The 22465-nt window shown below is 70.1% G+C and carries 25 protein-coding genes and 1 pseudogene; 15 read left to right on the top strand and 11 right to left on the bottom strand.

Features of this window, described 5'->3' with window-relative positions:
* Window positions 1–207 precede the first annotated feature (207 nt).
* Window positions 208–1359, bottom strand: a pseudogene (locus AB0B76_RS11555) (MFS transporter); the annotation flags it as partial.
* Window positions 1360–1418: 59 nt separating this feature from the next.
* Between AB0B76_RS11555 and AB0B76_RS11550 the strand changes: the two are divergent.
* Together AB0B76_RS11550 and AB0B76_RS11545 are read left to right on the top strand one after the other, a co-directional pair.
* Window positions 1419–2285 (top strand): winged helix-turn-helix transcriptional regulator, encoded by an 867-nt coding sequence (locus AB0B76_RS11550; RefSeq protein ID WP_360373280.1) that lies wholly within the window; start codon window positions 1419–1421, stop codon window positions 2283–2285.
* Window positions 2286–2348: 63 nt separating this feature from the next.
* The gene (locus AB0B76_RS11545; RefSeq protein ID WP_360373277.1) at window positions 2349–3275 is read left to right on the top strand and encodes a GNAT family N-acetyltransferase; all 927 of its coding nucleotides are present in this window, start codon (window positions 2349–2351) and stop codon (window positions 3273–3275) included.
* On the opposite strand, the gene AB0B76_RS11540 is transcribed toward AB0B76_RS11545, so the two are convergent.
* The gene (locus tag AB0B76_RS11540; protein WP_360373273.1) at window positions 3272–3727 is read right to left on the bottom strand and encodes a group II truncated hemoglobin; all 456 of its coding nucleotides are present in this window, start codon (window positions 3725–3727) and stop codon (window positions 3272–3274) included. The two genes, AB0B76_RS11545 and AB0B76_RS11540, sit on opposite strands and share 4 nt — an antisense overlap.
* A gap of 68 nt (window positions 3728–3795) precedes the next feature.
* Here AB0B76_RS11540 and AB0B76_RS11535 point away from each other — a divergent pair, with 68 nt between their 5' ends.
* Window positions 3796–4128, top strand: a complete 333-nt coding sequence (locus AB0B76_RS11535; RefSeq protein ID WP_360373270.1) for a helix-turn-helix domain-containing protein — start codon at window positions 3796–3798, stop codon at window positions 4126–4128.
* Window positions 4129–4156: 28 nt separating this feature from the next.
* A complete protein-coding gene (locus AB0B76_RS11530) occupies window positions 4157–4987 on the top strand; it encodes an SDR family oxidoreductase (RefSeq protein WP_360373267.1) in 831 nt (276 codons plus the stop codon).
* 203 nt (window positions 4988–5190) lie between these two features.
* Here the strand turns inward: AB0B76_RS11530 and AB0B76_RS11525 are convergent, their stop codons facing one another.
* Together AB0B76_RS11525 and AB0B76_RS11520 are read right to left on the bottom strand one after the other, a co-directional pair.
* The gene (locus AB0B76_RS11525) at window positions 5191–7479 is read right to left on the bottom strand and encodes a hypothetical protein (RefSeq protein ID WP_360373264.1); all 2289 of its coding nucleotides are present in this window, start codon (window positions 7477–7479) and stop codon (window positions 5191–5193) included.
* Between the two features lies 1 nt (window position 7480).
* Window positions 7481–8005: an SUKH-4 family immunity protein gene (locus tag AB0B76_RS11520; protein WP_360373261.1), complete on the bottom strand. Its 525-nt coding sequence runs from the start codon at window positions 8003–8005 to the stop codon at window positions 7481–7483.
* Window positions 8006–8344: 339 nt separating this feature from the next.
* Here AB0B76_RS11520 and AB0B76_RS11515 point away from each other — a divergent pair, with 339 nt between their 5' ends.
* From AB0B76_RS11515 to AB0B76_RS11505, 3 genes are all read left to right on the top strand, one after another.
* The gene (locus AB0B76_RS11515; protein WP_360373258.1) at window positions 8345–8704 is read left to right on the top strand and encodes a hypothetical protein; all 360 of its coding nucleotides are present in this window, start codon (window positions 8345–8347) and stop codon (window positions 8702–8704) included.
* A gap of 6 nt (window positions 8705–8710) precedes the next feature.
* A complete protein-coding gene (locus AB0B76_RS11510) occupies window positions 8711–9103 on the top strand; it encodes a hypothetical protein (RefSeq protein WP_360373255.1) in 393 nt (130 codons plus the stop codon).
* Window positions 9104–9198: 95 nt separating this feature from the next.
* On the top strand, window positions 9199–10065 hold the full coding sequence (locus AB0B76_RS11505; protein WP_360373252.1) for a methyltransferase domain-containing protein: 867 nt from the start codon (window positions 9199–9201) through the stop codon (window positions 10063–10065).
* A 5-nt stretch (window positions 10066–10070) separates the two neighbouring features.
* Here the strand turns inward: AB0B76_RS11505 and AB0B76_RS11500 are convergent, their stop codons facing one another.
* The 3 genes from AB0B76_RS11500 to AB0B76_RS11490 form a co-directional block, all read right to left on the bottom strand.
* Window positions 10071–10778 (bottom strand): SHOCT domain-containing protein, encoded by a 708-nt coding sequence (locus AB0B76_RS11500; RefSeq protein ID WP_360373249.1) that lies wholly within the window; start codon window positions 10776–10778, stop codon window positions 10071–10073.
* A 98-nt stretch (window positions 10779–10876) separates the two neighbouring features.
* A complete protein-coding gene (locus tag AB0B76_RS11495; protein WP_360373246.1) occupies window positions 10877–11719 on the bottom strand; it encodes an SDR family NAD(P)-dependent oxidoreductase in 843 nt (280 codons plus the stop codon).
* A complete protein-coding gene (locus AB0B76_RS11490) occupies window positions 11716–12042 on the bottom strand; it encodes a nuclear transport factor 2 family protein (RefSeq protein WP_360373243.1) in 327 nt (108 codons plus the stop codon). The genes AB0B76_RS11495 and AB0B76_RS11490 overlap by 4 nt, the downstream gene beginning before the upstream one ends.
* A gap of 48 nt (window positions 12043–12090) precedes the next feature.
* Between AB0B76_RS11490 and AB0B76_RS11485 the strand changes: the two genes are divergently transcribed.
* Window positions 12091–12906 (top strand): MerR family transcriptional regulator, encoded by an 816-nt coding sequence (locus AB0B76_RS11485; RefSeq protein WP_360373240.1) that lies wholly within the window; start codon window positions 12091–12093, stop codon window positions 12904–12906.
* Between the two features lie 220 nt (window positions 12907–13126).
* On the opposite strand, the gene AB0B76_RS11480 is transcribed toward AB0B76_RS11485, so the two are convergent.
* On the bottom strand, window positions 13127–13765 hold the full coding sequence (locus tag AB0B76_RS11480) for a GtrA family protein (protein ID WP_360373237.1): 639 nt from the start codon (window positions 13763–13765) through the stop codon (window positions 13127–13129).
* A 473-nt stretch (window positions 13766–14238) separates the two neighbouring features.
* Between AB0B76_RS11480 and AB0B76_RS11475 the strand changes: the two genes are divergently transcribed.
* The 3 genes from AB0B76_RS11475 to AB0B76_RS11465 all read left to right on the top strand — a co-directional run bounded on the left by AB0B76_RS11475 (window position 14239) and on the right by AB0B76_RS11465 (window position 15433).
* Window positions 14239–14778 (top strand): O-acetyl-ADP-ribose deacetylase, encoded by a 540-nt coding sequence (locus tag AB0B76_RS11475; RefSeq protein ID WP_360373641.1) that lies wholly within the window; start codon window positions 14239–14241, stop codon window positions 14776–14778.
* A gap of 121 nt (window positions 14779–14899) precedes the next feature.
* Window positions 14900–15205, top strand: coding sequence for a hypothetical protein (locus tag AB0B76_RS11470; protein WP_360373234.1), 306 nt, complete (start codon window positions 14900–14902; stop codon window positions 15203–15205).
* Window positions 15206–15244: 39 nt separating this feature from the next.
* Window positions 15245–15433 (top strand): hypothetical protein, encoded by a 189-nt coding sequence (locus AB0B76_RS11465; RefSeq protein WP_360373231.1) that lies wholly within the window; start codon window positions 15245–15247, stop codon window positions 15431–15433.
* A gap of 176 nt (window positions 15434–15609) precedes the next feature.
* Here the strand turns inward: AB0B76_RS11465 and AB0B76_RS11460 are convergent, their stop codons facing one another.
* Both AB0B76_RS11460 and AB0B76_RS11455 read right to left on the bottom strand, forming a co-directional pair.
* Window positions 15610–15921 (bottom strand): EthD family reductase, encoded by a 312-nt coding sequence (locus tag AB0B76_RS11460; RefSeq protein WP_360373228.1) that lies wholly within the window; start codon window positions 15919–15921, stop codon window positions 15610–15612.
* Window positions 15922–16026: 105 nt separating this feature from the next.
* Window positions 16027–16866: an HAD-IA family hydrolase gene (locus AB0B76_RS11455; RefSeq protein ID WP_360373226.1), complete on the bottom strand. Its 840-nt coding sequence runs from the start codon at window positions 16864–16866 to the stop codon at window positions 16027–16029.
* Window positions 16867–17125: 259 nt separating this feature from the next.
* Here AB0B76_RS11455 and AB0B76_RS11450 point away from each other — a divergent pair, with 259 nt between their 5' ends.
* Genes AB0B76_RS11450 through AB0B76_RS11440 form a run of 3 tightly spaced genes read left to right on the top strand, consistent with a single transcriptional unit; the run spans window position 17126 to window position 18953 of the window.
* Window positions 17126–17413, top strand: a complete 288-nt coding sequence (locus tag AB0B76_RS11450; protein ID WP_360373223.1) for a helix-turn-helix domain-containing protein — start codon at window positions 17126–17128, stop codon at window positions 17411–17413.
* Window positions 17414–17460: 47 nt separating this feature from the next.
* Window positions 17461–18063 (top strand): carboxymuconolactone decarboxylase family protein, encoded by a 603-nt coding sequence (locus AB0B76_RS11445; protein ID WP_360373220.1) that lies wholly within the window; start codon window positions 17461–17463, stop codon window positions 18061–18063.
* Window positions 18064–18086: 23 nt separating this feature from the next.
* Window positions 18087–18953, top strand: coding sequence for a PhzF family phenazine biosynthesis protein (locus tag AB0B76_RS11440; protein WP_360373217.1), 867 nt, complete (start codon window positions 18087–18089; stop codon window positions 18951–18953).
* Between the two features lie 490 nt (window positions 18954–19443).
* Here the strand turns inward: AB0B76_RS11440 and AB0B76_RS11435 are convergent, their stop codons facing one another.
* Window positions 19444–21051 carry a cellulase family glycosylhydrolase gene (locus AB0B76_RS11435; RefSeq protein ID WP_360373214.1) on the bottom strand — a complete coding sequence of 536 codons (1608 nt, stop codon included), beginning with the start codon at window positions 21049–21051 and terminating at the stop codon, window positions 19444–19446.
* Between the two features lie 406 nt (window positions 21052–21457).
* On the opposite strand from AB0B76_RS11435, the gene AB0B76_RS11430 reads away from it, so the two are divergent.
* Entirely contained in the window at window positions 21458–22417 is a 960-nt protein-coding gene (locus AB0B76_RS11430; RefSeq protein ID WP_360373211.1) for a DUF6193 family natural product biosynthesis protein, read from the top strand.
* The last annotated feature ends 48 nt before the right edge of the window (window positions 22418–22465 follow it).

Genomic DNA, 22465 nt, shown 5'->3' with positions numbered 1-22465 from the left:
CGCGGGGTCGAGGCCGAGTCCTCGGTGCTCGGCGTCGACGTCAAGCTCGTCGGGGTCGACAACGGGCAGGTCAAGCTCGACGTCGGCGGCACCGTCGTCAGCGTGCCCGTCGACGGCAGCACCCAGGCCCAGGGCTTCGACATCTCGGTGCAGAAGGTCACCGATGCCGAGGTCGTCGTGCGGATCCAGAGCAGCTGAGCGGATTCGGGGACTGCGCAGCAGCGCGAGCGGTGCGAGTACCGTCGCCGCCGCGAAGGCGAAGAGGGCCGCCCGGGCGCCCGCCGCGTCCGCGAGGAACCCGGCCAGGAGGCCGCCGACCGGGATCGCGCCCCACGACACGAACCGGACCGTCGCGGCCACCCGCGGCAGCAGTGACGGGGGCGTCGCGAGCTGGCGGTAGGTGCGCGTCGTGATGCTCAGGATCACCACGCCGCCGGCGAAGACGACGTTGCCCAGCGCGAAGGCGGCGTAGGCGGCCGGGCCGGTGCCGAGGGGAATGATCGCCGCGCCGGCCACGGCGACCAGCGACGCGCCGATGAGGGCGCGGGCGTTGGCGAGGCGGCCCGCGAGGGCGGCTCCGGCCAGGGAGCCGGCGCCCTCGGCGGCCAGCAGGAACCCGACGAGGCCGGGCGGGGTGTGCAGGTCCCGGACGAGGTACAGCGGGAACAGCGCCAGCTGCGCCCCGCACACGAAGTTGACGGCCGTCGCCGTCCACATGCCCGGCGCCATCACGGGGTGGCGGGCGACGAACCGCCAGCCCTCGGCGATCATGCGGCGCATCGGCGGCCACGCCTCGGGGACCGGGGTGCGCCGCGGCGGCAGCGTGCGCAGCAGCGCGGCCGAGACGAGGTAGCTGACCATGTCGGCGAGCAGCGTGGGCACGGGGCCGAGCGCCTGCACGAGGAGGCCGCCGGCCGACGGGCCGCCGAGCTGGACGACCGCCTCGGTGGCCGAGTTGAGGCTGTTGCGGGACTGCAGCTGCTCGCGGGGCACGATCGCGGGCACGAAGGTCGCGGTGGCGATGCCGAACACGACGGTCGCCAGGCTCACCGCGAGCGCGACAGCGATCAGCTGGGCGATGGTGAGCACGCCGAGGTACCAGGCGACCGGTATCGACGCGACCGCGCCGGCGCGCAGCAGGTCCATGGCGATCTGAGTGCCGCGCAGGGGCAGCCGCTGCACGAGCACCCCGGCCGGCATGCCGATGAGCAGCCACGCCGCGTAGCCGGCGGCCGCGACCAGACCCATCTGCACCGGGCTCGCGTCGAGCACCGTCAGGGCCGTCAGCGGCAGCGCCACCGCGCTGATCGCGGAGCCCGCCGAGCCGGTCGCGAACGCCGACCACCAGCGCCAGAACATCTCGCACCCCCGTCCGCATCGCGAGTCAGTTCCAGATTGGAACTCACTATAATGCATGGGTGCGGCAAGAAGAACTCGCCGACGCCGACTGCGGGATCGCGCAGGCGCTCGGGGTCATGGGCGACTGGTGGACGTTCCTGATCGTGCGCGACATCGCCGGGGGCACCACCCGCTTCGACGCGCTCGCGCGGGGGCTCGGCGTGAGCCGGCGCGCCCTGACCGAGCGGCTCGGCGCCCTGGTCGAGCACGGCGTGCTGCTGCGGCGGCCGTACTCCCAGCACCCGCCCCGCCACGACTACGTGCTCACACCCAAGGGCGAGGGGCTGCTGCCGGTGCTCATCGCGCTGCAGGACTGGGGCTCGCGCCACGTCATGGGCGACGGCTCGCTCGACGCGATCGGCACCGCGCCCGAGGCGCACCGGGTCCACGCGCTCGAGGGCCACGTCGTGCCCGGGATGGCGGGGGAGGACTGGACGGTGCTGTACTGCTTCCCCGGCGCCTTCGCCCCGGGCTCCGGCGGGCACCCGCCCGGGTGGGGCGACATCCCGGGCGCCATCGGGTGCACGCTGGAGTCGCTGACGTACGCCGAGCGGGAGCCCGCCTTCCGCGCGCTCGGCGCGCGCATCCGCGGGGTCAGCACCCAGCGCCCCGACCAGCTGCAGGCCTTCGCCGAGCACGCGCGGCTGCCGTTCCCGCTGCTGTCCGACCAGGACGTGCGCCTCGCCGCCGCGCTGCGCCTGCCCACGTTCCGCGTCGCCGGCACCGACCGGCTCAAGCGCCTCACGCTGCTGCTCGACCCGGCCGGCACGGTGCGGGCCGTGCAGTTCCCGATCACCGACCCGGCCGGCTCGGTCGACGCGATGCTCACGGAAATGCGCTTGCGGACCCGGGGCCGAGCCGGTAGGAAGGTCGGCGGCGACGAGTGATCGCCAGATGGGAGGAGCCGGTCATGTTCGCAGTCCGAGCACCACACATTGGAGCAGCCACACATGCACGCCACCTTCCGCCCGATCACCGGGCCGGATGAACTTCCGCTCTTCCTCCAGCTGACCTACGACCTCGACGACGAGGTCGCCGACGACCTCGAACGCGGCAACCGCCGCCCCGAGTGGATCTGGATCGCCGAGCACGACGGCACGGTCGTCGCCCGCGCCGCCTGGTGGTCGCGGCCCGGCGCCTCCGAGCCGTACCTCATGGACTTCTTCGACTTCGCCGACGGGCACGCGGAGACCGCGGAGACGCTCGTGCGCACCGCGATGGAGAAGGTCGTCCCCCACGGGTCGGTCCCGCCCGAGTACCTCCGCTTCATCCCGCCGGACTGGCAGCGGGACCCGGCGGCGGTACAGCAGCGAATGGCCGTTCTGGAGCGTCTCGGCGCGCGCCTGCTCGTCGAACGGCTCCGCCTCGAATGGCGGCCGGGCACGCCCGTCGCGCCCGACGACGGCCGGCTGCGGTTCCGCGGCTTCACGGGCGCCGAGGAGGCGCTCGAGCTGATGACCCGAACCGTCGAGGGCACCCTCGACGCGCACAACCGCGCCGACCTCACGCGGATGAGCCCGCGCGCGGTCGCCGAGGAGCACTTCCACGGCGAGCTCGAGCGGTGGCCGAGCCCGCAGGAGTGGTGGCGCGTCGGCACGCGGCCCGACGGCGAGCCCGTCGGGTTCGTGTTCCCGGCGCGCAACGACTACGGGCCGATCATCGCGTACATCGGGGTGCTGCCCGGGCACCGCGGCCACGGGTACATCGACGCGATCCTCGCCGAGGGCACCCGCGTGCTGGCCGCGCACGACATCCCCCGCATCCGGGCGAACACCGACGTCGGCAACGTGCCGATGGCGCGCGCGTTCGCCCGGCACGGGTACGTCAACTACCAGAACCAGATCGACATGACCTGGGCCCCGTCTGTCGCCGGCTAGGCCTTGTACGGGGGCGCCACGCCCCAGCCCCAGCGCGGGACCGGTGCTTCCTGTACCGGTTCCGCGCCCGGCCGGGAGTTGCCCACCGCGAGCCGGGTGCCCCACTCCAGGTAGCCGACGAACGCGGCCCGGAACTCGGGGTCGTCGGGCAGCCCGGCCTCGTCGGCCGCGGTCATGAGCAGGTCGAGCCAGCGCCGCCGCTGAACCTCGGTGATGCCGCGGCCCAGGTGCCGGCCGAGCATGTGCGGGTAGCCGCCGCGCTGCTCCGTGTAGCTCGCCGGCCCGCCGAACACCTCGGCGAGCCACATCGCCACGTAGTGCGCATGCTGCGGGTCCATGTGCGCGAACACGGGCGCGAGCACCTCGTCCTTGACGACCTCGCGGTAGAACACCTCGGTGAGCCGTTCGAACGCCGCGCCGCCGCCCGCCCATTCGTAGAGTGTCGGAGTCACACTTGACTGGATCATGCGTGGCCGGACGGCCACAAGTACGCACTTTTCGGTGCGTTTGGGGGACCCTGATGAAGCGGTACCACTGCCCGGTCGAACTGGCCGTCGACGTCATCGGCGGCAAGTGGCGCCCGGTGATCCTGGCCCACCTGAAGGAGGGCGTGCACCGCTACGGCGAACTGCGCCGCCGCATGCCGGACGTGTCGGAGAAAATGCTGACCCAGCGCCTGCGCGAACTGGAGGCCGACGGCCTGGTGACCCGCCGCGCCCTCGTCGCGAGCCCGCCGCACGTCGAGTACGCCCTGACCGACGAGGGCCGCAGCCTTGCCCCCGTGTTGCAGGCCTTGTACGACTGGGGCGCGGCCCGCGCCGACCGCACCGGCACCCCGATCGACGCCGCCTGATCGTCTTCGGCCGGACCTGGGAGGGTCAATGACCACAATGCGCGGCAAGGTGTGCCTGGTGACCGGCGGCACCAGCGGGATCGGCCGGGAGACGGCGGCCCGGCTGGCCGAGCTGGGCGCCACCGTGATCGTCGTCGGGCGCGACCCCGAGCGAGGGCGGGCGGCGGTCAAGGAGATCCGGCACCGGGCGCCCGGCGCCGAGGTGGACCTCCTGACGGCCGACCTGTCGAGCCTGGCCGAAGTGCGCCGGCTGGCCGCCGAGGTGCTGGAGCGGTACGACCGCCTCGACGTCCTCGACAACAACGCTGGTGTGATCATGCTCGAGCGGCGGTTCACGGCCGACGGCTACGAGACCATGTTCGCCGTCAACCACCTGGCGCCGTTCCTGCTGACCAGCCTGCTGCGGGAACGGCTGGTGGGCAGCGCACCGGCCCGCGTGATCACGGTGTCGTCGAACGTGCACAGTTCGGCCAAGCAGATCCCGTGGGACGAACTGGCCCGCGGCGAGCCGAGCTACCCGCTGTCGAAACTGGCGAACATCCTGTTCACGGCTGAACTGGCCAAGCGCCTGGCCGGCACCGGCGTCGTCGCCAACTGCCTGCACCCGGGCCTCATCCGCACCCAGCTGGGCCGCGAGGTCCGCGGCGTCACCAAACTGCTCGTCGCGGCCGCCAAACCGTTCATGGGCACCGTCCGGACCGGCGCGGCCACCCCGGTCTACCTGGCCACCGCCCCCGAGGCGGCCGAGGTCACCGGCGGCTACTTCTTCCGCGGCAAACAGATCGAGCCGAGCGCCCTGGCCCGCGACCCCGAGGCCGCCGCCCGCCTGTGGACCCTGAGCGAGGAGCTGGTGGCGTAAGCCAGGCCATCGGTTTGCCGGCCCGCGACCTGCGGCAGCTCCGCGCCCGAAGCCCGATCGTGACCGCGCGCGTCGCGGCCCGCTCGGCGACCCCGACGGCGCGCAACCACGGCAACAAGTCGCGTCCGCAGACGCCTCGGACCCGGCTCAGATTATTGCTCTTCCTCCTTGGCGGCGGTGCGGCCCTGTCTCCCGGCCAAGCGTCAGGGGCGATAGCCACCCGGCGGTGGTGGCGGCGGCGGTTGCAGCCCAGGTGGCATCGGGGGACGGGGTGGCTGGCCCATCGGGACGGCGAGCCGGCGCCGCTGGGTCGCTCGGACGTTGAGGACCACGACCGTGACCATGCCGGCGATGAACAGGACCAGGATGGCCAGGAGCGACCAGCCGGTGATGGCCGCGTAGGACAAGCCGGGCTCGAGCGCGTAGTCGGGCACGGGACCGTCCTCGCCGTAGCCGTCGTCGCCGGCGGTGTAGTCGAGTGGCTCCTCCTTCACCTTGGCGGTGGCGCCCAGCCAGATCCGGTTGTGGGCGTCTGGAGTGCGCTGCTGGAAGGACTGGCCGACGGCCTTCGACACGTCGGAGTACTGCTGCTGGAACGTGTTCTTGGGCACCGCCGCGAACGGGACCTTGCCGAAGTCCACGCCGCCGTCGCTGTAGCTGAACGTGTAGCGGTAGTTGCCGCTGTCGACGGTCTTCGTCACGTTGTACTCGTGGTCGCGGTACGACTTCACGTAGTCGTCGAACACCGTCTTCGGCGACCACGACTGCAGGGCCGGCCAGCGGTGTACGTCGCCGCTGTCGATCATCGGCGCGAGCGCGCCCGTGTGGCGTTGCCGGTACCACTCGGCCGCCACCCGAGCCAGATACACCCGGCGCAGCTCCGCGAACTCCGGCGCGTGGTTCACCGCGTCCTCGACCTTGGGCAGGATCAGCTGCTCGAAGACCCTCTCCATGCGGTCGCTCGGCGCCGGGCAGGACGGGTCGCCGAACACGCCCTTGTTCATCTCCGACTCGGCCTTGACCTCCAGCGGCGCGTCGATGATGTAGATGCCGCCGTCCGCCTCGTAGACCGATGCCGGCTTCGGCACGATCCACTGCCGGGTGACCACGCACTCCTGCTGCGCATTGGGGTCGGGCGGGCCCCAGAACTGCTGCCCCAGGTCGGTGTTCGGATTGGTCAGCCGGGCCGACATCTTCTTCATGTTGAGGTCGGCCTGCAGCATGATCCGCCCGACGTCGGTCGCGCCGAGCTTCTTGTCGACGATCCGGTCGGGCTCGTTCGGGTTGAGGTTGACCCAGAACGTCGACGCGGGCAGGTTGAGCCAGACGTAGAACGCGTCGGACATCTGCGCCATCGCCAGCCGCCCGCCGGCGACGTCCTGGGGCGCGCCCGGGCCGGCCGGGGACGCGCTGTACGCGTACTGCATGTCGCCGCCCGGGCTCTCCGACAGGTACCGCAGCTGCAGCGACGTGAAGTCGATGCCCCCCGGATCGCCGGCGCCGCCCGTGCCGGCGTTGGACAGCACGGCCGGACCCTGCGCCGGGGCGTTGCCGGAGCCGCCGCCGAAGTTGTTGCCGCCGACGGCCAACTGGGTGCCCGCCGCGACCGGGCGGCCCTGCTTGTCCCAGTCCTTGACCGACTGCTCGATCTCGTCGTCGGAGGTCAGCTTGTCCTTGAGCTTCTGCCGGGCCTCCTGCTTCTTCTCCTCGCTGACCTTGTCCTTGTCTTTCCCGCGCGGGTAGGCGATCCGGCCGATCATCGCCCGGCTCGGCTTGCTGGTCAGCACCACGCCGCGCTGGAGGTTGGGGAAGTGGGTCCGCTTGAGCTGGTTGATGCAGTCGCTCGGCCCGGAGCAGAACATCTTCTCCGACCCGACCTCGTCGACCTGCAGGTGCAGCTTCGCGTCCATCATGTGGTCGAGGAAGTAGCGGAGGTTCGGCTCGGAGTGGGTCCTGCCGACCTTGAGGTCCTGGGCCAGGTCCGGGTACTCCAGCAGGTTCCACTTGAAGCTCGGCGTCGAGGACTGGTCCCAGACCACCGCCTTGCCGCCCTCCGTCAGCTGCTCACCGGCCGGGTTGACCAGCCGCCACAGCCCCGTGCTCCGGTTGAACTGGAAGATGTCGACGTTCGCGACCTTGGTGTTCAACTCGCTCCCGTTGACGCTGGGCATGACGACGTACCAGTCGGTGATCTGCCCACCGGTCTCGGTCTGCCAATGCGCGTCGGCGACGTTGCGCCCGTATCCCGCCCAATCGTCGGGGTGGTCCACATGGCCCGGGTCCGTCATCACGGTGTGCCGCCACCGCCACATCAGCAGCGGCATCAGCAGCTGTTCGCCCGCGGCGAAGCGGTCGATCGGATAGTTCGGGTTCGGCTTCGGGGCCGCATCAGCGGCGGGAACCACGACGAGGCCGGCCGAGCCGACCCCGACGATGAGCGCGAGGAGCGCCCCGACACTGCGCAACAGCACGAGCCGGAAGGTGTACCGCATGTCAGTCGTACTCCATCCCGTACTCGTTGAGCAGCACGTTCCACCGGGACTCCTCGTCGGTGAGCGAGTCCGGGTCCCATTCCTCCAAGCCGCTCCAGATGGCGTCGACCGCCTCGGCGACCGACTCCTCGGTGGCGTGCCGCAGGTCGTCGAGCTGATGCTTGAGCAGCCCGACGGCCAGCACGAACGCGGCGATGCTCGAGTTGGTGGGGACCTCGTAGTCGGGATCGTCGTGCAGGTACTGCACCCACCCCGTCGAGACGTCGATCGCGTAGCGGTACCACTGCTGCACCACCACGACGACGTACTGCCGCCCGTCCCGCTCGGCCACGTCGAGCAGTCGCTCGTCGCCGATCAGCAGGATGTCGCGCACCTGGACGTCCGGCAGCCCCACGGTCGTCAGAAAGTCCCGGGCCCGCGCGTCGAGCAGCGGCGGGACATGTTCCGGTGCGACCGGGACCAGCGCGTCGCCCCACTCGTCGCGGACCCGCTGCACGAGCTCCGCCCAGGAATGGCCTTCTGCCACGTCAAACCCCCGTGATGACGCATGCCTATTCATGGATATTGCGCTGAGTGTACGCCTCGGTACCTGGACCGGCGGCCCCGACGCACGCGGCCGGTGCGGCGGCACCCACACGAGCGGCGCTACCCTCCGTTGCATGCCTGACGATCATGCGTACGGAGTGCGGCTCTTCGTCCCAGGGACCGCGGCGACGACGGCTCAGTGGCAGCGCTCACTCGAACGTTCCGGCCTGACGCTGGACGGCGAGTCGCTCACATCGCCGAACCTCGGCTTTCGCGCGCCGGCGGAGTGGGTGGAGACGACGGCTCGTTCGGTCAGGCGTTCAGTTACGGCACGATGTCGGTGAAGGAGCAGCGCGCCGTCGCCGGGGCCGGCAGCGCCCTGGTCCTGGATCTGCCGGTGTACCTGGGCGCGGCGGCGGGAGAGGTGGCGATGCTGATCGCCGCGCTGGGCGACGCCGGCGCGCTGGGGGTGCGACTGGAGCAGTCGAAGCTGGGCTGGCCCGTCGCACACTGGATTCGGGCTCTCGAGGGCCGCGAGCTGTCGATGCTGTACAGCTGCGCCGTCGTGGTGCTGCAGGACCGCGGTGTGTCGCGAACCTGCGGCATGCACGCGTTCGGGTTGCCGGACGCGCAGGTCGGGGCCCCACCGCCGGAGGCCGGCCGGCTCCTCGGCGCGCTCAACGTGTACCGGCTGGCGTAGGACCCCGTGCTGGTCGGCGGCGACACCTTCAGCCCCGACCTGGATACCCCTCGCCGCCGCCTCGAGCGCTGGCCCGACGACGGGTACCCGCAGGGCCACGCGTGCCACAACCCCTTCGGCATCTGGCGTCTGGGCACCGAGGGAGGTCAGGCGGATCCGCGCAGCGAACTACGACCCGTGTTCATTCCCGCCCTGGTGGCCCTGCTCACCGCGGCCGAGGACAACGCCGGTCGGCACCTGCGCCAGGACGAGGTGGAACGCCTCACCAACGAAGGCAGCTGCATGACGATGTCCCACGCCGACGCGCAGAAGCTCGAACGCAGCCGCGGTTACGCGGACCTCGAGCCCGAACTCGCCTGGATGCAGTGGCAGGTCATCCGCGAGTCACGCCGATCGTGACCGTGCGGGTCACGGCCCGCTCTGCTCTCCGGCCGGACTGCACGGGATACCGTGTCGCACTGGCACAGCACACGGTAGGTCGTGAGGATGTGAGCGTGAGTTCGTCGCAGCCCCTCGCCGACCCCGGGTCCGAGCCGGACACGGCCGCCCCGCACCCCCTCGGGCCGGCCCCGGATCACCGCTACCTGCTCGACAACGCCCGGGTGGAGGCGGGCGAGCGGTTCAGCTGGCTGGCCGAGCTGTTCGACGGAGTCACCCGGGGGCACTTCGACCGGCTCGGAGTGAAGGCGGGCTGGCGCTGCTGGGAGGTCGGCGCCGGAGGCCCCAGCATTCCCGAGGCGCTCGCCACGGCCGTCGGACCGGCCGGTCACGTGCTGGCCACGGACATCAATCCGGCCTGGCTGGACCCGCACGGCGGGTACGAGGTGCTCCGGCACGACATCGTCGGCGACCCGCCGCCGCAGCCGGGCACGTTCGACCTGGTACACGCCAGGCTCGTGCTCGTCCACGTGCCCGACCGGGCCCGGGCGCTGGCGACGATGGTGGCGGCGCTGCGGCCCGGCGGCTGGCTGCTGGTCGAGGACGCCGACACCGAGCTGCAGCCGCTGGCCTGCCTGGACGAGGTCGGCCCGGCCCAGCAGCGCGCCAACCGGCTGCGGCGCGCCGTCCGGGAGTTGCTGACCCGCCGCGGCGCCGACCTGCGCTACGGCCGGACGCTGCCGCGGGCGTTGCGCGCGGCCGGCCTGGCCGACGTCACGGCGAGCGGCTGCTTCCCGTTCGGCGGGGTGGCCTGCGACCGGTTGGAGGCTTCGACGGTACGCATGGTCCGCGCCGAGTTGCTCGCCGCCGGGCTGGCCGGCGACGCCGAGATCGACGCGCACCTGGCCGCCGTCGACGCCGGCGAGCTCGACCTCACCCTCGCGCCCCTGATCTCGGCCTGGGGACGCCGCCCGGGACGATAGATGTCCTACGAGCCGCCGAGTATGACGGTGTGCTTCTTGGCCGCGAACTCCTCCGCGGACAGCAGCCCCGCCGCCTTCAGGTCGGCCAGCTGCTGGATCAGATCGAGCCGGTCGGCGAACCCGGCGGGGTCGCCCTTGAGCTGATCGAACTCGGCCCGCGTCAGCGCCTGGTCGCTGCGCAGCTGGTGCAGCTGCTTCGTCCAGGCCGTGTGGTCGTCGGCGACCGCGGCGCCGGTCGTCTGCGGTTGCGCGCCACCGCCCTGCTTGCGCCGGAGCTTGAGCAGTGCGGGGATCCAGATGCCGAGGCCGAGCGGGAGGAAGACCGCGGCCATGATGTAGGCGCCGAGCTCCGAGCCGGGGCCGAGGTCGGGCTGCGTGAGGACCAGGTAGAGCAGGGCGAAGCCGCCACCGGCGAACAGGGCGCTCCACACGATCTGGCCGGCGCCCGGCTTGACCAGGCCCTCCTTGCTCACGAACAGGCCGATGAACCACAGCGCCAGGCCGACCGGGAGGAGCGGGCCCCAGATCCCGGAGCCCTGCGGGCATTCGCGCGCGATCGCGTGCGGGCCGCCCGTCCCGCAGGTACCGATGTCGAGGAGGTGGTAGATGCCGGTCGCCAGCAGGGCGACGCCGCCGAGGCCGATCACCAGGCTCAGGACTTCCCGCACGCTGATTTTCAATCCGACCTCCGGGCCGTTTGCGAGATGCCGCACAGCGTGGCACCAACCTCGGTGACGTCCTGTCCGGAAGCCGACGCAGGCAGGAGTTGGCAGGAGCCCGCCCGCGTGGCGAGGGTGCCGGAGGCCCCGCCTCACGTTCCCGGCGGGAAGTCGGCAGCGCGGGAGGCGGCCTCCGATCGGGTGATGTCGGTAATTGCTTCGCGGAGTGTCGACGTCACCGCGTCGTACGCGCCGCTGCCGAGTACCAGCCGATGTGGCGGTGATTCCCCGGCCATCGCGGCGATGACCGCGCGAGCGCCGCGCAGCGGGTCGCCGGGCTGCTTGCCGTCCTGGTCGATCATCGCGGACCGCACGTCTTCCAGCATCCGGCGGTAGGCCGGAATGGTCTCGGTGAGCGGCTCGCCGGGAAATCCGGCATAGGCATGGGTACGGAACGCTCCAGGCTCGATCGCCAGTACGCGGATACCCAGCGGGGCGACCTCCTCGCGCAGTGCCGCCGTCACCGCCTCGACCGCGTGCTTCGCGGCGCTGTAGTAGCCGAAGCCGACGATGCTGCGCAGGCCGGCAACCGAGGACATGTTGAGGATCCAGCCGCGGCGCCGTTCGCGCATGCCGGGCAGCACCGCCCGGGTCACCGAGAGCAGCGCGAAGAAGTTCAGCTCGAACGTGCGGCGTACCGCGTCCTCGGCCATGCCTTCGATCGAGCCGTACCATCCGCGCCCGGCGTTGTTGACCAGCACGTCGATCCCGTCGAAGCGCTGCTCGGCGGCGGCCACCGCGGTGCGGACCTGCGCCGTGTCGGTGACGTCCAGCGGCAGAACCAGGACGCGGTCGCCGTGCGGCCGGGCCCACTCCCGCAGCTGCTCCGGGCGGCGCGCGGTCAGCACCACCTGATCACCCGTTTCGAGCGCGGCATCGGCGTACGCCATGCCGAAGCCGCCCGGCGTCCCGCCGGTGATGAACCATGTCCTCATGGCTCTACCACTAGCCGGACGATGGAGGAGCCGCGCAGGGTGAACCGGTAGTGCAGGTCGACCGCCCCGCCCGGGAAATCGCCCTCCAGATGCTGCACCACGTCGTACCGCTCCTCGTCGAGCCGCGTGGCGGCGATGAGCTCGGTGGTGTACGTGTACTCGGCTGCCGCGCCGGCCAGCCAGGCGCGGACCGCATCCGTACCGTGATGGCTGCGGCCGTCGTCGATCACGACCGCGTCGGACGCGTATGCCGCGATCGCGCTGTCGACGTCCCGGGCGTTGTGGGCGGTCAGATATGTCGTGATTGCGGGAGGAAGGTCCATGAGACCAACGGTGGAGTCTCTCCCGGGAGGAGGGTCAAGACTGGAACCATGCGCCAAGGACTGACCATCGGGGAGTTCGCCACGCTGACCCACCTGAGCGTGCGGACGCTGCGTCGGTACCACGAGACCGGCCTGCTCGAGCCGGCCACCGTCGACCCGTTCACCGGCTACCGCTACTACGCCGCCGAGCAGATCCCGTCCGCGCAGGTCATCCACCGGTTGCGGGAGCTGGACGTGCCGCTGGCCGAGGTGAAGTCCATCCTCGCCGCCGACGACCCGCAGCGGCGCGCGGACGTCATCGCCGGGCACCTGCGCCGGCTGGAGGACGAGCTCGATCGCACCCGGGCCGCCGTCGTGTCGCTGCGTCGGTTGCTGCGTCCCGACCCGGACGACCTGCGGGTCGAGCTGCGCTCGGTGCCCGCCCGCACCGTCGTGGCCGTTCGCGGCCACGTCATGCTGGAGGACTCGACCAGCTGGTACGACGCCGCGATGGCCGAGCTCGACGCCGCGTTCGCCCCGGCCGAGCGCACCGGCCCGCCCGGTGGCCGCTACGCCAACGAGCTGTTCACCGACGGCGCCGGGATGATGACGGTGTACCGCCCGGTCCGCGGACCCCGCGCGACCGGCCGCATCGAGGTCGTCGAGCTGCCCCCGGCCGACCTCGCCGTCGCCGTGCATTCGGGTGGACACGGCGACATCGACGTCACGTACGGCCGGTTGGGGTCATGGGTGGTGGAGCACGCCCTGGCCGTCGACGGCCCGGTCGACGAGACGTACGTGATCGGCCCCCGCGACACCCCGATCCCGGCCGACTGGCGCACCGAGATCGGCTGGCCGGTGTTCCGACTCACCCCGGAGAGCTGAGATCGGTGAGGTGACAAGGCTCGTGTGCCGCACGGATCCGGTACACCCACGACGGCGCTGCGGCCGGAGTGAGCGACGACAGGTACGCCGAGGCGGAGCAGGAGTTCCGGGCCATCCTGCATACGAGCCTCGCGTTCACGCCGGCCGGCCAGTTGCACCTGGTACACGGCGACGACGGACGTCGACACCGAACCGAGCAGAACGCCGACGAGCACCGGAATCATCGAGTCCGATGCCGAGGGTGCCGCTGGGCGCGGAAGACGTACAGGCGGAGCATCAGAAACCGCCCGGCTCCGGCGAGTCCGGAGGCGCTGAGGTAAGCAGCCTGCTCCCAGCACATACCGACGGACGGCTGCACCGCGTGCAGAACGAGGATGACAGCCGAGGTGATCATGTAGGCGGCCGCGGCCGAGCCGGCGGACTGCAGGTGCTGATGCCATTGCGCGCGCCGACGAGCGCCGAAGGTGAACCGCGCGTGGAGTTCTGTGCCCAGCAGGGTGGACACGACGGTGATCAACGCGTTCGCGGTCACCCATGGCATGAGCGTGGCCGTCAGCGGTACCGCAGCACTGGAAGCGAGCCCGACACCACCGCCGATCAGAACGAACTTGGCGAATGGGCTCCGGGTGGCCGGCTTCGGCTCGCCTTCGCGCTCCGCACCAGAACGGCGGCGAGCGGGCTTCGGCATCGCCCGTACGGTCGAGCCGGAGCAACGTCTTGGACCGGCCTGCCCGCGCCGCCGTGGCCGGCAACCCGCGCCGGTGCCGGTCAACCCCACCGCGCCGGCCGTCTGCTCGCTCATCACAGTTCTCCTCGCGACGACGGCGGAGGTCGGCGCGGGAGTGTCGAACGTCTGCATCGTGCCCTCCATCGAGCGTCGCCATCCGGTCCCGCCGGCCCGTACGTCTGCCGGCCAACTGACCATGGCCGCCGCCGCTGACACCGCCTTATCAGCGCGCTGACATGCACGGGGGGCCCGCGTCAGCGCAACGGCAGCAGCACGGATCGGCGCCGGCTTCATCAAGCCGCACGCGTCGATGGAATCCCTCACAGCACCTGCGGAAAGCTGCCCGGCGAGTCGTTCAGCGAGTAGCGTTGATGCGCGCCACCCGGAGCGGCCCGGCCCGCGCCGACGGGCCTTGCCATCGCCGCTCACCTTTGTTCGTGGATCTCTGCAGGGCCACCGATCGGGCACGACTGCTACGCGGCTCCCAGCGAAACTGCTGCCGCTGCGATCGACCGAGTGGGTGACACGAGCGCGCACGTGATCGAGCAGTTCGCCGACGATATCTTGCTGGGCCGGCGGCCCGGTCCTGGGTCATGATGTCGATCGTGCAGATCGAGCTTGTCACGGGCGACATCACCGCCGAGCGTGTGGACGCGATCGTCAACGCGGCAAACTCGTCGCTGCTGGGTGGCGGAGGGGTGGACGGCGCGATCCACCGCAAGGGCGGCCCCGCGATCCTCGACGAGTGCCGCGCACTGCGCGCCAGCCGATACGGCCGCGGACTGCCGATCGGACACGCCGTCGCGACGACCGCTGGGCGCCTGCCGGCCCGCTGGGTCATCCACACCGTCGGGCCGGTATGGACCACCACCGAGGACCGCTCGCCGCTACTGCGCCGCTGCTACGCGAACTCCCTCGCAGTCGCCGCCGAACTCGGCGCGACGTCGGTCGCCTTCCCGCTGATCTCCTCCGGCATCTACCGCTGGCCAAAACCGGACGCTATCGCCCAGGCACTGACCGCCATGCGCACGCCACCGCCAAGCATCGAACTCCTCCGTCTCGTCCTCTTCGACGACGACACCCGGCAGACCGCCGAGCAGGTCCGACACGCACTGCACAGCCAGCCCGTTCCGCCAGGCGAGTGACCCGAAGACCTCTGACCTGAGGAGCGGGTCGCGGCAGATCAGTGCACGGGCTGGCTGAAGATCAGTCGCTTCGAGCAAGATATGCGTCGACCGGAGATGTGTGTCAGGAGATGATCAGGTCGTGGCGCATCTCCCTGAGGACGTTCGGGCAGCGTTTCGCTTCTTCGCGTTCTATTTGGCCAACGGCACGCTTGTCATGGAGTTGCTGGAGGATTTCGATTACCGCCCGGTCGTCATGGCGTTCGGATCCGGCCTGGAACAGGTCTTCGCCATCTTCGCCAATGTTCTGGACGTGGATGCAGCGGGCAGTGTGACGAACTACGGCGACGCGGAGTACCGCGCGGCGCAGTGGATCCGCAAAGTGTGCGATGCCGGCTATGAGGTGGACCCTCCGTTCGCGGACTGGGAAGTTGCGTTGCCGCTGTAGCGGCCTTGCGTCGAGGAGCACTCGGGACGCCGGCCCGGCATGATCGGCCGCGCGCTCGTCGGCACGGTTGCGAGCCAGCGGCGCCGAGCCGTCGCCACTGAGCGTGGCGATCTTCAGGTCGGCCCGGCGCACGAGACCTGCGGCATGTCCGCGCAGCTGATCAAGCGGCTTACCATGCGCAGCTTGTGGCGCGGTGTCGATGTGACGTTCCAGGGTAAGTGGGAGTAGCACAACTGGCGCAACGTGCCCGGCCCGTTCTACGGCGCCATGAGGGACAACCTGGAAGTCCATCTGCGGGCCTACTGCTACTTCCTGGACAATTCACGTCGCTCCGGTTGTCGGCGCTCGCCTTCCTTTGCTGTAGGGCCGGGCGCGGCTCGAGGGCCATCCGCCCGGGTTCAGGCTCAGCCGGTGCCGTATTGCACCGGATAGTGGATGACGACCGCACCACCGGTGGCGTAGTTGGCGACATCGGCGGCCACCTGCCGGCCCTGCGGAGACTCCCTCGCCGCGGTCATTGCCGCAGCGTCAGCGAACTCGGCTTCGAAGACCGCGAAGTACGGCGTCTCACTCTGCGTCGCTGCCACGTCGAAGCTGTAGCGCCACGCGAGCAGGCCGGGCATGCGCGTGACCAGCGGGAGGTGGTTGGTCACGTAGTAGTCGCGGAAGTGGTCGGGATCGGCGGGTTTGGGGTACAGGACAACCAGCTTGTGCATGACAACCTCCGTTTACACGGTCCAATGCCCAGGGTCGACGTTCATGGCTGGGTGTTTTTCGCCGGGGCCCAGCGACGATCAGATCGAATCGTTCGCTCCTTTGGTTTATGGGTGCGTCCTGTCCAGCCAGTCGGTGATGAGGGGGATGGCGTCGCTGAGGGTGTCGGCGCGGTGGTGTGCGCCGGTGAGTTCGTCGTCAGCGTGGGTGGTGCGTACCGCGATCACCGTCATGCCTGCAGTTCGAGCTGCCGCTACGCCGGCGGGAGCGTCCTCGATCACCAGGCAGTCGGGCGCCGGCACGTTGAGGAGTTGTGCCGCGCGTAGGTAGCCCTCCGGATCGGGTTTGCCGCGTCGGACCTGGCTGCTGTCGACCAGGACCGGAGGATCGGGTAGCCCGCCGGCGCGCAGGCGGTGCAGGACCGTGGGCGTCCGGCCTGAGGTGACGACGCCCCACCGCCGGTCCTTCAACAGGTGCAACACCGCGGCGGCGTCGGGGTACACCGGAAAGTTGTCGCCTTCGTGGGCCATGAATTCCCTGATCAGCTGGTATTCGGCGGCGGCGTCGAGGTGCGGTGCTACTACCTGGATGGTGTCGACGGGCCGGCGGCCGTGGGTGTGTGACCAGACCAGGTCTGGATCGAGGTTGCGGTGGTCTGCCCATCGGCTCCAGATCCGGCGGTACGCGGGGTACGAATCGACGAGCACGCCGTCGACGTCGAACAACACTGCCTTGTCGGTTGCGCCCGCGCCGATGTCGTGGAGGTGATGCAGCCCTTCGTGCGCGGCCTGCCGAACCATCTTGCCGGCCGCGTCGACGGCGACGACATCACCTTCGCCGGGCCGGTGTATTGCCGCCGCCGCGCCGGCGGCTTCCCCGCCTCGGAGGGTCGCGTTGCGCAACGCGCGGCGTGCCTGCTCGGGAGTCTGCCGGGTCAACGTCAGCATCCCGAGGCCCCGGCCTCGGACACGGCCGGTGCCGCAGCCGAACCCGCAGGCGCCTGCACGATCGGCAGATCAATGCCCATCCGGTCGCGCAGCGCAGTGTGCAGACGCCTCACAAAGCCACCCCTTCCGATTCGGAAATCGAATCGTCTTACCGGACGCTACTGTATCGAAGATCGAAGCATCAAGAGGGGTGACACAGGCGATGACGGTACCCAGGCCAGGCCAGCCCGTACGCGGATCGAGTACCGGACGACCCCTCATGGCCGCCCTCGACCTCTTCGGCCGCCGCTGGAACCTGCGCATCGTCTGGGAGCTGCAGCATGGGCCGGTCGGGTTCCGCGCGCTGCGGCAGCGCTGCGACAACATGTCCTCCAGCGTCCTGCGGCAACGGCTGACCGAACTCCTTGACGCCAAGCTCGTTGCTCAGCAGCCGGACGCGGCCTACACGCTCACCGACCTGGGCCGCGGCGTCTACCAGGCATTGCGCCCGCTCGGCCGCTGGTCCGACGCGTGGGCCTCGGCCCTGAGCGAGGACGGCAAGGACTGAACCCTTGAAGCACCGCCCCCTGGCGCTTCGGAAACCGAATCGCTACCGTGATTCTGAATCCGAATCGCCTGGAGGGGTTGGCCATGGCTCGCATCCCAGCGCTCGAACCGCCGTTCACGCCGGACGTGGAGGCACAGCTCGCCACGATGATGCCGGCCGGAATGCCTCCTATCGGCCTGTTCCGAACGTTCGCCAGGAACTTGCCGATGACCATCGCGATGAGCCACTGGGGCAGGTACGAACTCGGCCGCTTCCTGTCCCTGACACTCCGCGAGCGGGAGATCGTCATCCTGCGAACCTGCGCACGCTGCGGCTGCGAATACGAGTGGGGCGTCCACGTGATGGTCTTCGCCAACCGTGCCGAGCTCACGCCGGCCGAGGTCACCTCGCTCACCTGCGGCTCGCCTGACGATCCGTGCTGGACGGCCGGCCGCGAAGCCATGCTCATCCGGATGGTGGACGCCCTGCACGACTCGTGCGACGTCGACGACGAACTGTGGCGGTCCGCGCAGGAATCGTTCGACGAGCGGCAGCTGCTCGACGTGCCACTGCTGTGCGGGTGGTACCACGCGATCTGTTTCGCCGCCCGCACCGCTCGCGTCGAACTCGAGCCCGGCGCCCCCCGTTTCGTCGACGTCACGGCCGCCTGATGGCCGGCCCACCGGTGGCAGTGGTGAACGCCTGCACCCGCGATGGGGAAGGCGGCAGCCCCACCGCGGTCGTGATCGACGACGCCACGCTCACCGACGACGACCGTCACGCCATCGCCCGTAGGACCGGCACCTCCCACACCGCGTTCATCGACACCAGCACAGCGGACGCGCCCATGGTGCGCTTCTTCACCAGCGCCGGGGAACTCACGAACTGCGGCCATGGCACCATCGCAGCGCAAGCCGTCCTGCTGCACCGCAGCGGCGCCACCGAGCACCACGGCAGCCTGCGCACCGCAGGCCGCACCTTCGCCACGACCGCCATCCGCCGCCACAACGGCATCGAAGTCTGGTTCGACCAAGGCGTCATCGCCCTGGCGGACTACGCCGACGCCACTGCCGGCGACATAATCGCGGCCCTCGACCTGCAACGAGCGGACATCGCCGCCGACGTACGGGTCGCCTCGCCCGGCACGCCACGACTTCTCGTCCCCGTCCGGGATCACCTGACGCTGCTGTCCATGCAGCCCGACTTCGATCGGCTGGCAACCGAGTGTCGCCGACTCGGGTATCTCGGCTGCTTCACCTACGCACTGTCGCCGACCGCAAGAACGGCCGCGGCCCGCATGTTCGCCCCCGCGATCGGCGTCAACGAGGATATCGCGAACGCCAACAGTGTCGGCTGCCTTGCCGCCCACCTGCTCGACACATCCGGCAATGGCGAAATCGAGATCCACCAGGGCGACACGCTCCGGAGACCGTCATCGATTTTCGCCAGCGCGACATGTACTGGATCCGGCATCGTCGCCAGAATCGGCGGAGCGGTCGACCTCGGCCCGCCCATCGATCTCCGTGCGCCAAAGCCGTCGAGCCAGCTTCCCTGGCGATGATCGGATGCACTGTATTCGGCAGGACAGGAAGCCCCAGTGTCGCTGTGGGCGGTCACTCGCTGTGGCGACTACAGTCCTGCCAGCGCGCAACACCCGCGGCAGAAGCGGATGCTGGATCTTCAGCTGGATGGCTGGGCGGTTCCGGGCGTCGGGCGGCTTTACAGTGCTAGAGAACAGGTGCCGTCTGGGCTGGGAAGAGTCGTGGCTGGCATTCTGGCACGGCAACACCCCGTACGAGTTCGGCCAAGCCCATCCGCATCTGGAGCGCCGGCATCCTCGTCGTCGCCTACGCCGGCGCCATGGCCGCATTCCGCTGCCGGACCTCCAAGCTCGAACTGCTCCGACCGGCGGCGCTGCCCCTCCGGGGACACGACCCGGCCGGCCTCGATCCGCCCGATCGGGCCGGACGGTGCACCGTCCGGCCCGATCGGGGCGCGCAGAGCCATTCCGGCTTCCCGTGCACCGGGCCACGGTGCCGGCGATCGGGGGTTCAGCTGCAGGTGGAGCCGTTGAGCTTGAAGCCGGTGGGGGCGGCGGCGTTGCCGGTGTGGCTGGCCTGGTAGCCGATGGTGGCGGAGCCGCCCGGGGCGAGATTGCCGTTGTAGCTGGCGTTGGTCGCGGTCACCGTGCCGCTGGTCGGGGAGTAGGTGGCGCTCCAGCCGCCGGTGATGGTCTGCCCGGCGGGCAGGGTGAAGACCAGGCTCCAGCCGTTGATGGCGGTGCTGCCGGTGTTGGTGATGGTGATGCTGTTGGTCAGGCCGTTGTTCCACGCGTTGACCGCGTTGACGACCCGGCAGGTGCCGGTGCCGCCCGGGCTGCTCGTCGGGGTCGTGGGCGACGGAGTGCCGGGCGTCTTGGTCGGGGACGGCGTGACGGGCGGGGTGGTGGGGGACGTGCTGCCGGCGGCGGTGATGATGGCGCTGATGATGCCCTGCTGGGTCACGGTGTTGGAACTGCGGTTGAACAGGCCGAACCCGTACTGGCCGTTGTAGCCGTTGTCCCAGTAGGCGCTCGCCCCGCCGTACTTCTTCACGGTGGCGACCAGTGCTTTGGCGAAGTTCGCGCGGTAGGTGTTGTTCGCCGGGTCGGCCGACGTTTTGTCGATCGAGCCGTACTCACCGACGAAGAACGGATAGCCCTTGACGACGAAGGTGTCGTACATCTTCTTCAGCATGAGGTCCATGTAGTCTTCCTGGCCCCAGGTCGACTTCTTGGCCGAGTTGGTCGCGGCCGCACCCCATTGCGTGATGTTGCCGTCCTCCTGGCCCGTGAAGTCCCACGGGTCGTAGTAGTGCACGGAGATCATGAGTCGCTGCTCGCCGCTGGGGATGGAGGACGACCGGTAGGCGTCGGTGGGCAGCGAGAAGCCGTAGCTGCCCGTCGTGTACTCGATGTTGGTGTTCCAGCCCGGGATGAGCAGCCATCGCGAGGCGTTCGTGCCGCCGGTCCGCCGGACGGTGTCGACGAAGATCTGGTTGTAGGCGACGATGTTCGAGTAGCACGGCTGGGTGGGGTTGCCGTACTGCCCGTCGAACTCCTCGTTCATCGACTCGAAGATCAGGTGATCGTTGTAGCTCGCGAACTTCGTCGCGACCTGTTGCCAGACCTTCTGATACCTGGCCTTGATCGTGGTCTGGTCCGATGCGTCGCAGATCAGCCAGGAACCGGTCACGCTCTTGTAGCCGTCGCCGTGCATGTTGATCAGCACGTACAGCCCGGAGTTGTAGGCGTAGCTGACGACCTCCTGGATCCGATTCAACCAGGCCGAGTCGACGGTGTAGTTCGGGGCGGCTCCGATCTTTCCGAGGTACGAGATGGGGATGCGGATCGTCTTGAAGCCCGATGCCTTCACCCGGTCGATAAGGGCCTGGGTGATGACCGGGTTGCCCCAGGCCGTCTCGCTGGGAATGCCGTTGGCGTTGGCCTCCAGCTGATTGCCGAGGTTCCACCCGGCGCCCATGTCGGCGACCAGCTGGGGAGCGGTCAGCTGCACCGCGGCGTTGGCCGCGGTCGAGCTCGTCACGCCGTATACGGCCCCGGCGAGGGCCAGGGTGGCGGCAACGACTGCGAGCCCGGCCCTCCTGACTGTCGAACTCATGAGGATTCCTCTCGTACGGTCTCGAGCGCCGGGCGTGGCGGCGTCTCCGGTCCGAACCTGGCGAGGAGTGTTGCCGCGGGCATGGGCGGGTGTCAATCGACGCGCTTCGACGAACATGTTCGCCTGGCGGCACAGGGCGCGGAGCAGCCGGTTTGCCGGCGACGGCCGCAAACCGGCTCTGCATCTTTCGGACATTGTCCTGACTCGCCGCGGCCGAGGTGCCCGCGCCGAGCCACTGGATGCGGTCGCGGCCGTGGCGGAGGATCGTGCGACGCACCTCCATGCTTGGCCGGCGGTGACGACGGCCGCCGAGGCTTCGCTGTCTGGCCGGGTATGCCGGGTCCGGAGCCGCGCTGGAGTTATTGCAGTCGGGTCGGCTGACGTTGTTCCTCGACGGGTTGACAAGATGCTCGACGATCTTCGCGGGCCTGCGCTGGAGGCGATCGACCAGGCCGAACCTGCCGAGTTGCTGTCCTACCCGACGTCCGGCACGTTGCTCCAGCATTTGCTGACCCGGCTGTTCGTCATTGCCTACCCCGGGCCAGCGAGATCCTCAACCTCAACATCGAGGACCTCGACCTACCCCTCATGCGGCAGACTTGCGCTCGTGCGGACGACTCCCGACCCGGCTGTCCTCTATCCGGACGTGGCTGCCAGGGGCAGCCTGGCGGCGGCGCTGCAGGCCTTGGGGGCTGAGCAGGGGCTTACCCTTGCCGTGACCGCCACCGAGTCCGATCCCCTGCGCCACGCCCTGGTCCCGAGCGCCACCCCTGGCCGCGAAGAGTTGGTCGTGGGTGCCTGGCATTTCGAACGGCGGTGGTCCATCACTGGCGCTGGCACGGGCAACGGCTCTGGCCGGTCCAAGCTGCTGATCCAAGGAGACACGCAGGATCTGGGTGCAGTCGCCAGGGCGGCGCAGGCGTGGCGCGACGGCGTACCCCTGCCCGAGATCGACCGGATGGTGTCGTTCGTCGAGCTGACAGGGCGTTACGAGGTACCGGACGACAGCCCCGCCCACCTGGTCGCCTCGGAGTGGGGATACATGCTCAAGGACGCGCAGGATGCGGACTGGCCCGAGTACCTGGCGCTGATCAAGGCAGCACACGCTGAGCCCGACCTGCGGCAGTTGTACCCCTACACCAGCCACTGGTCCCTTCGGTTCTCCGCACCCGCCCGGCCGGCCTTCGCAGACCCGGTCTGCCTGGAGGCGTCACGCGGCGGGGCCTACACCGTGCGGGCGTACTGGATGGGTCCGGTCCTCGCCAAGGTCGCGACCGCAGCGGAGGCGGTGTCCATCGCTGTCCGCCACCTGCGCACCGCCCCCGGTCCGGCCGTTCCCGGACCGTCCGAGCACCAGAACGGATGATCAAGGCCCGCCGAAGCTTCAGCGCTGGAGTTCGCGGTGCACGCACGT

The organism is Dactylosporangium sp. NPDC049140, from assembly GCF_040648435.1.
This window is presented reverse-complemented; position numbering and strand designations above follow the sequence as displayed.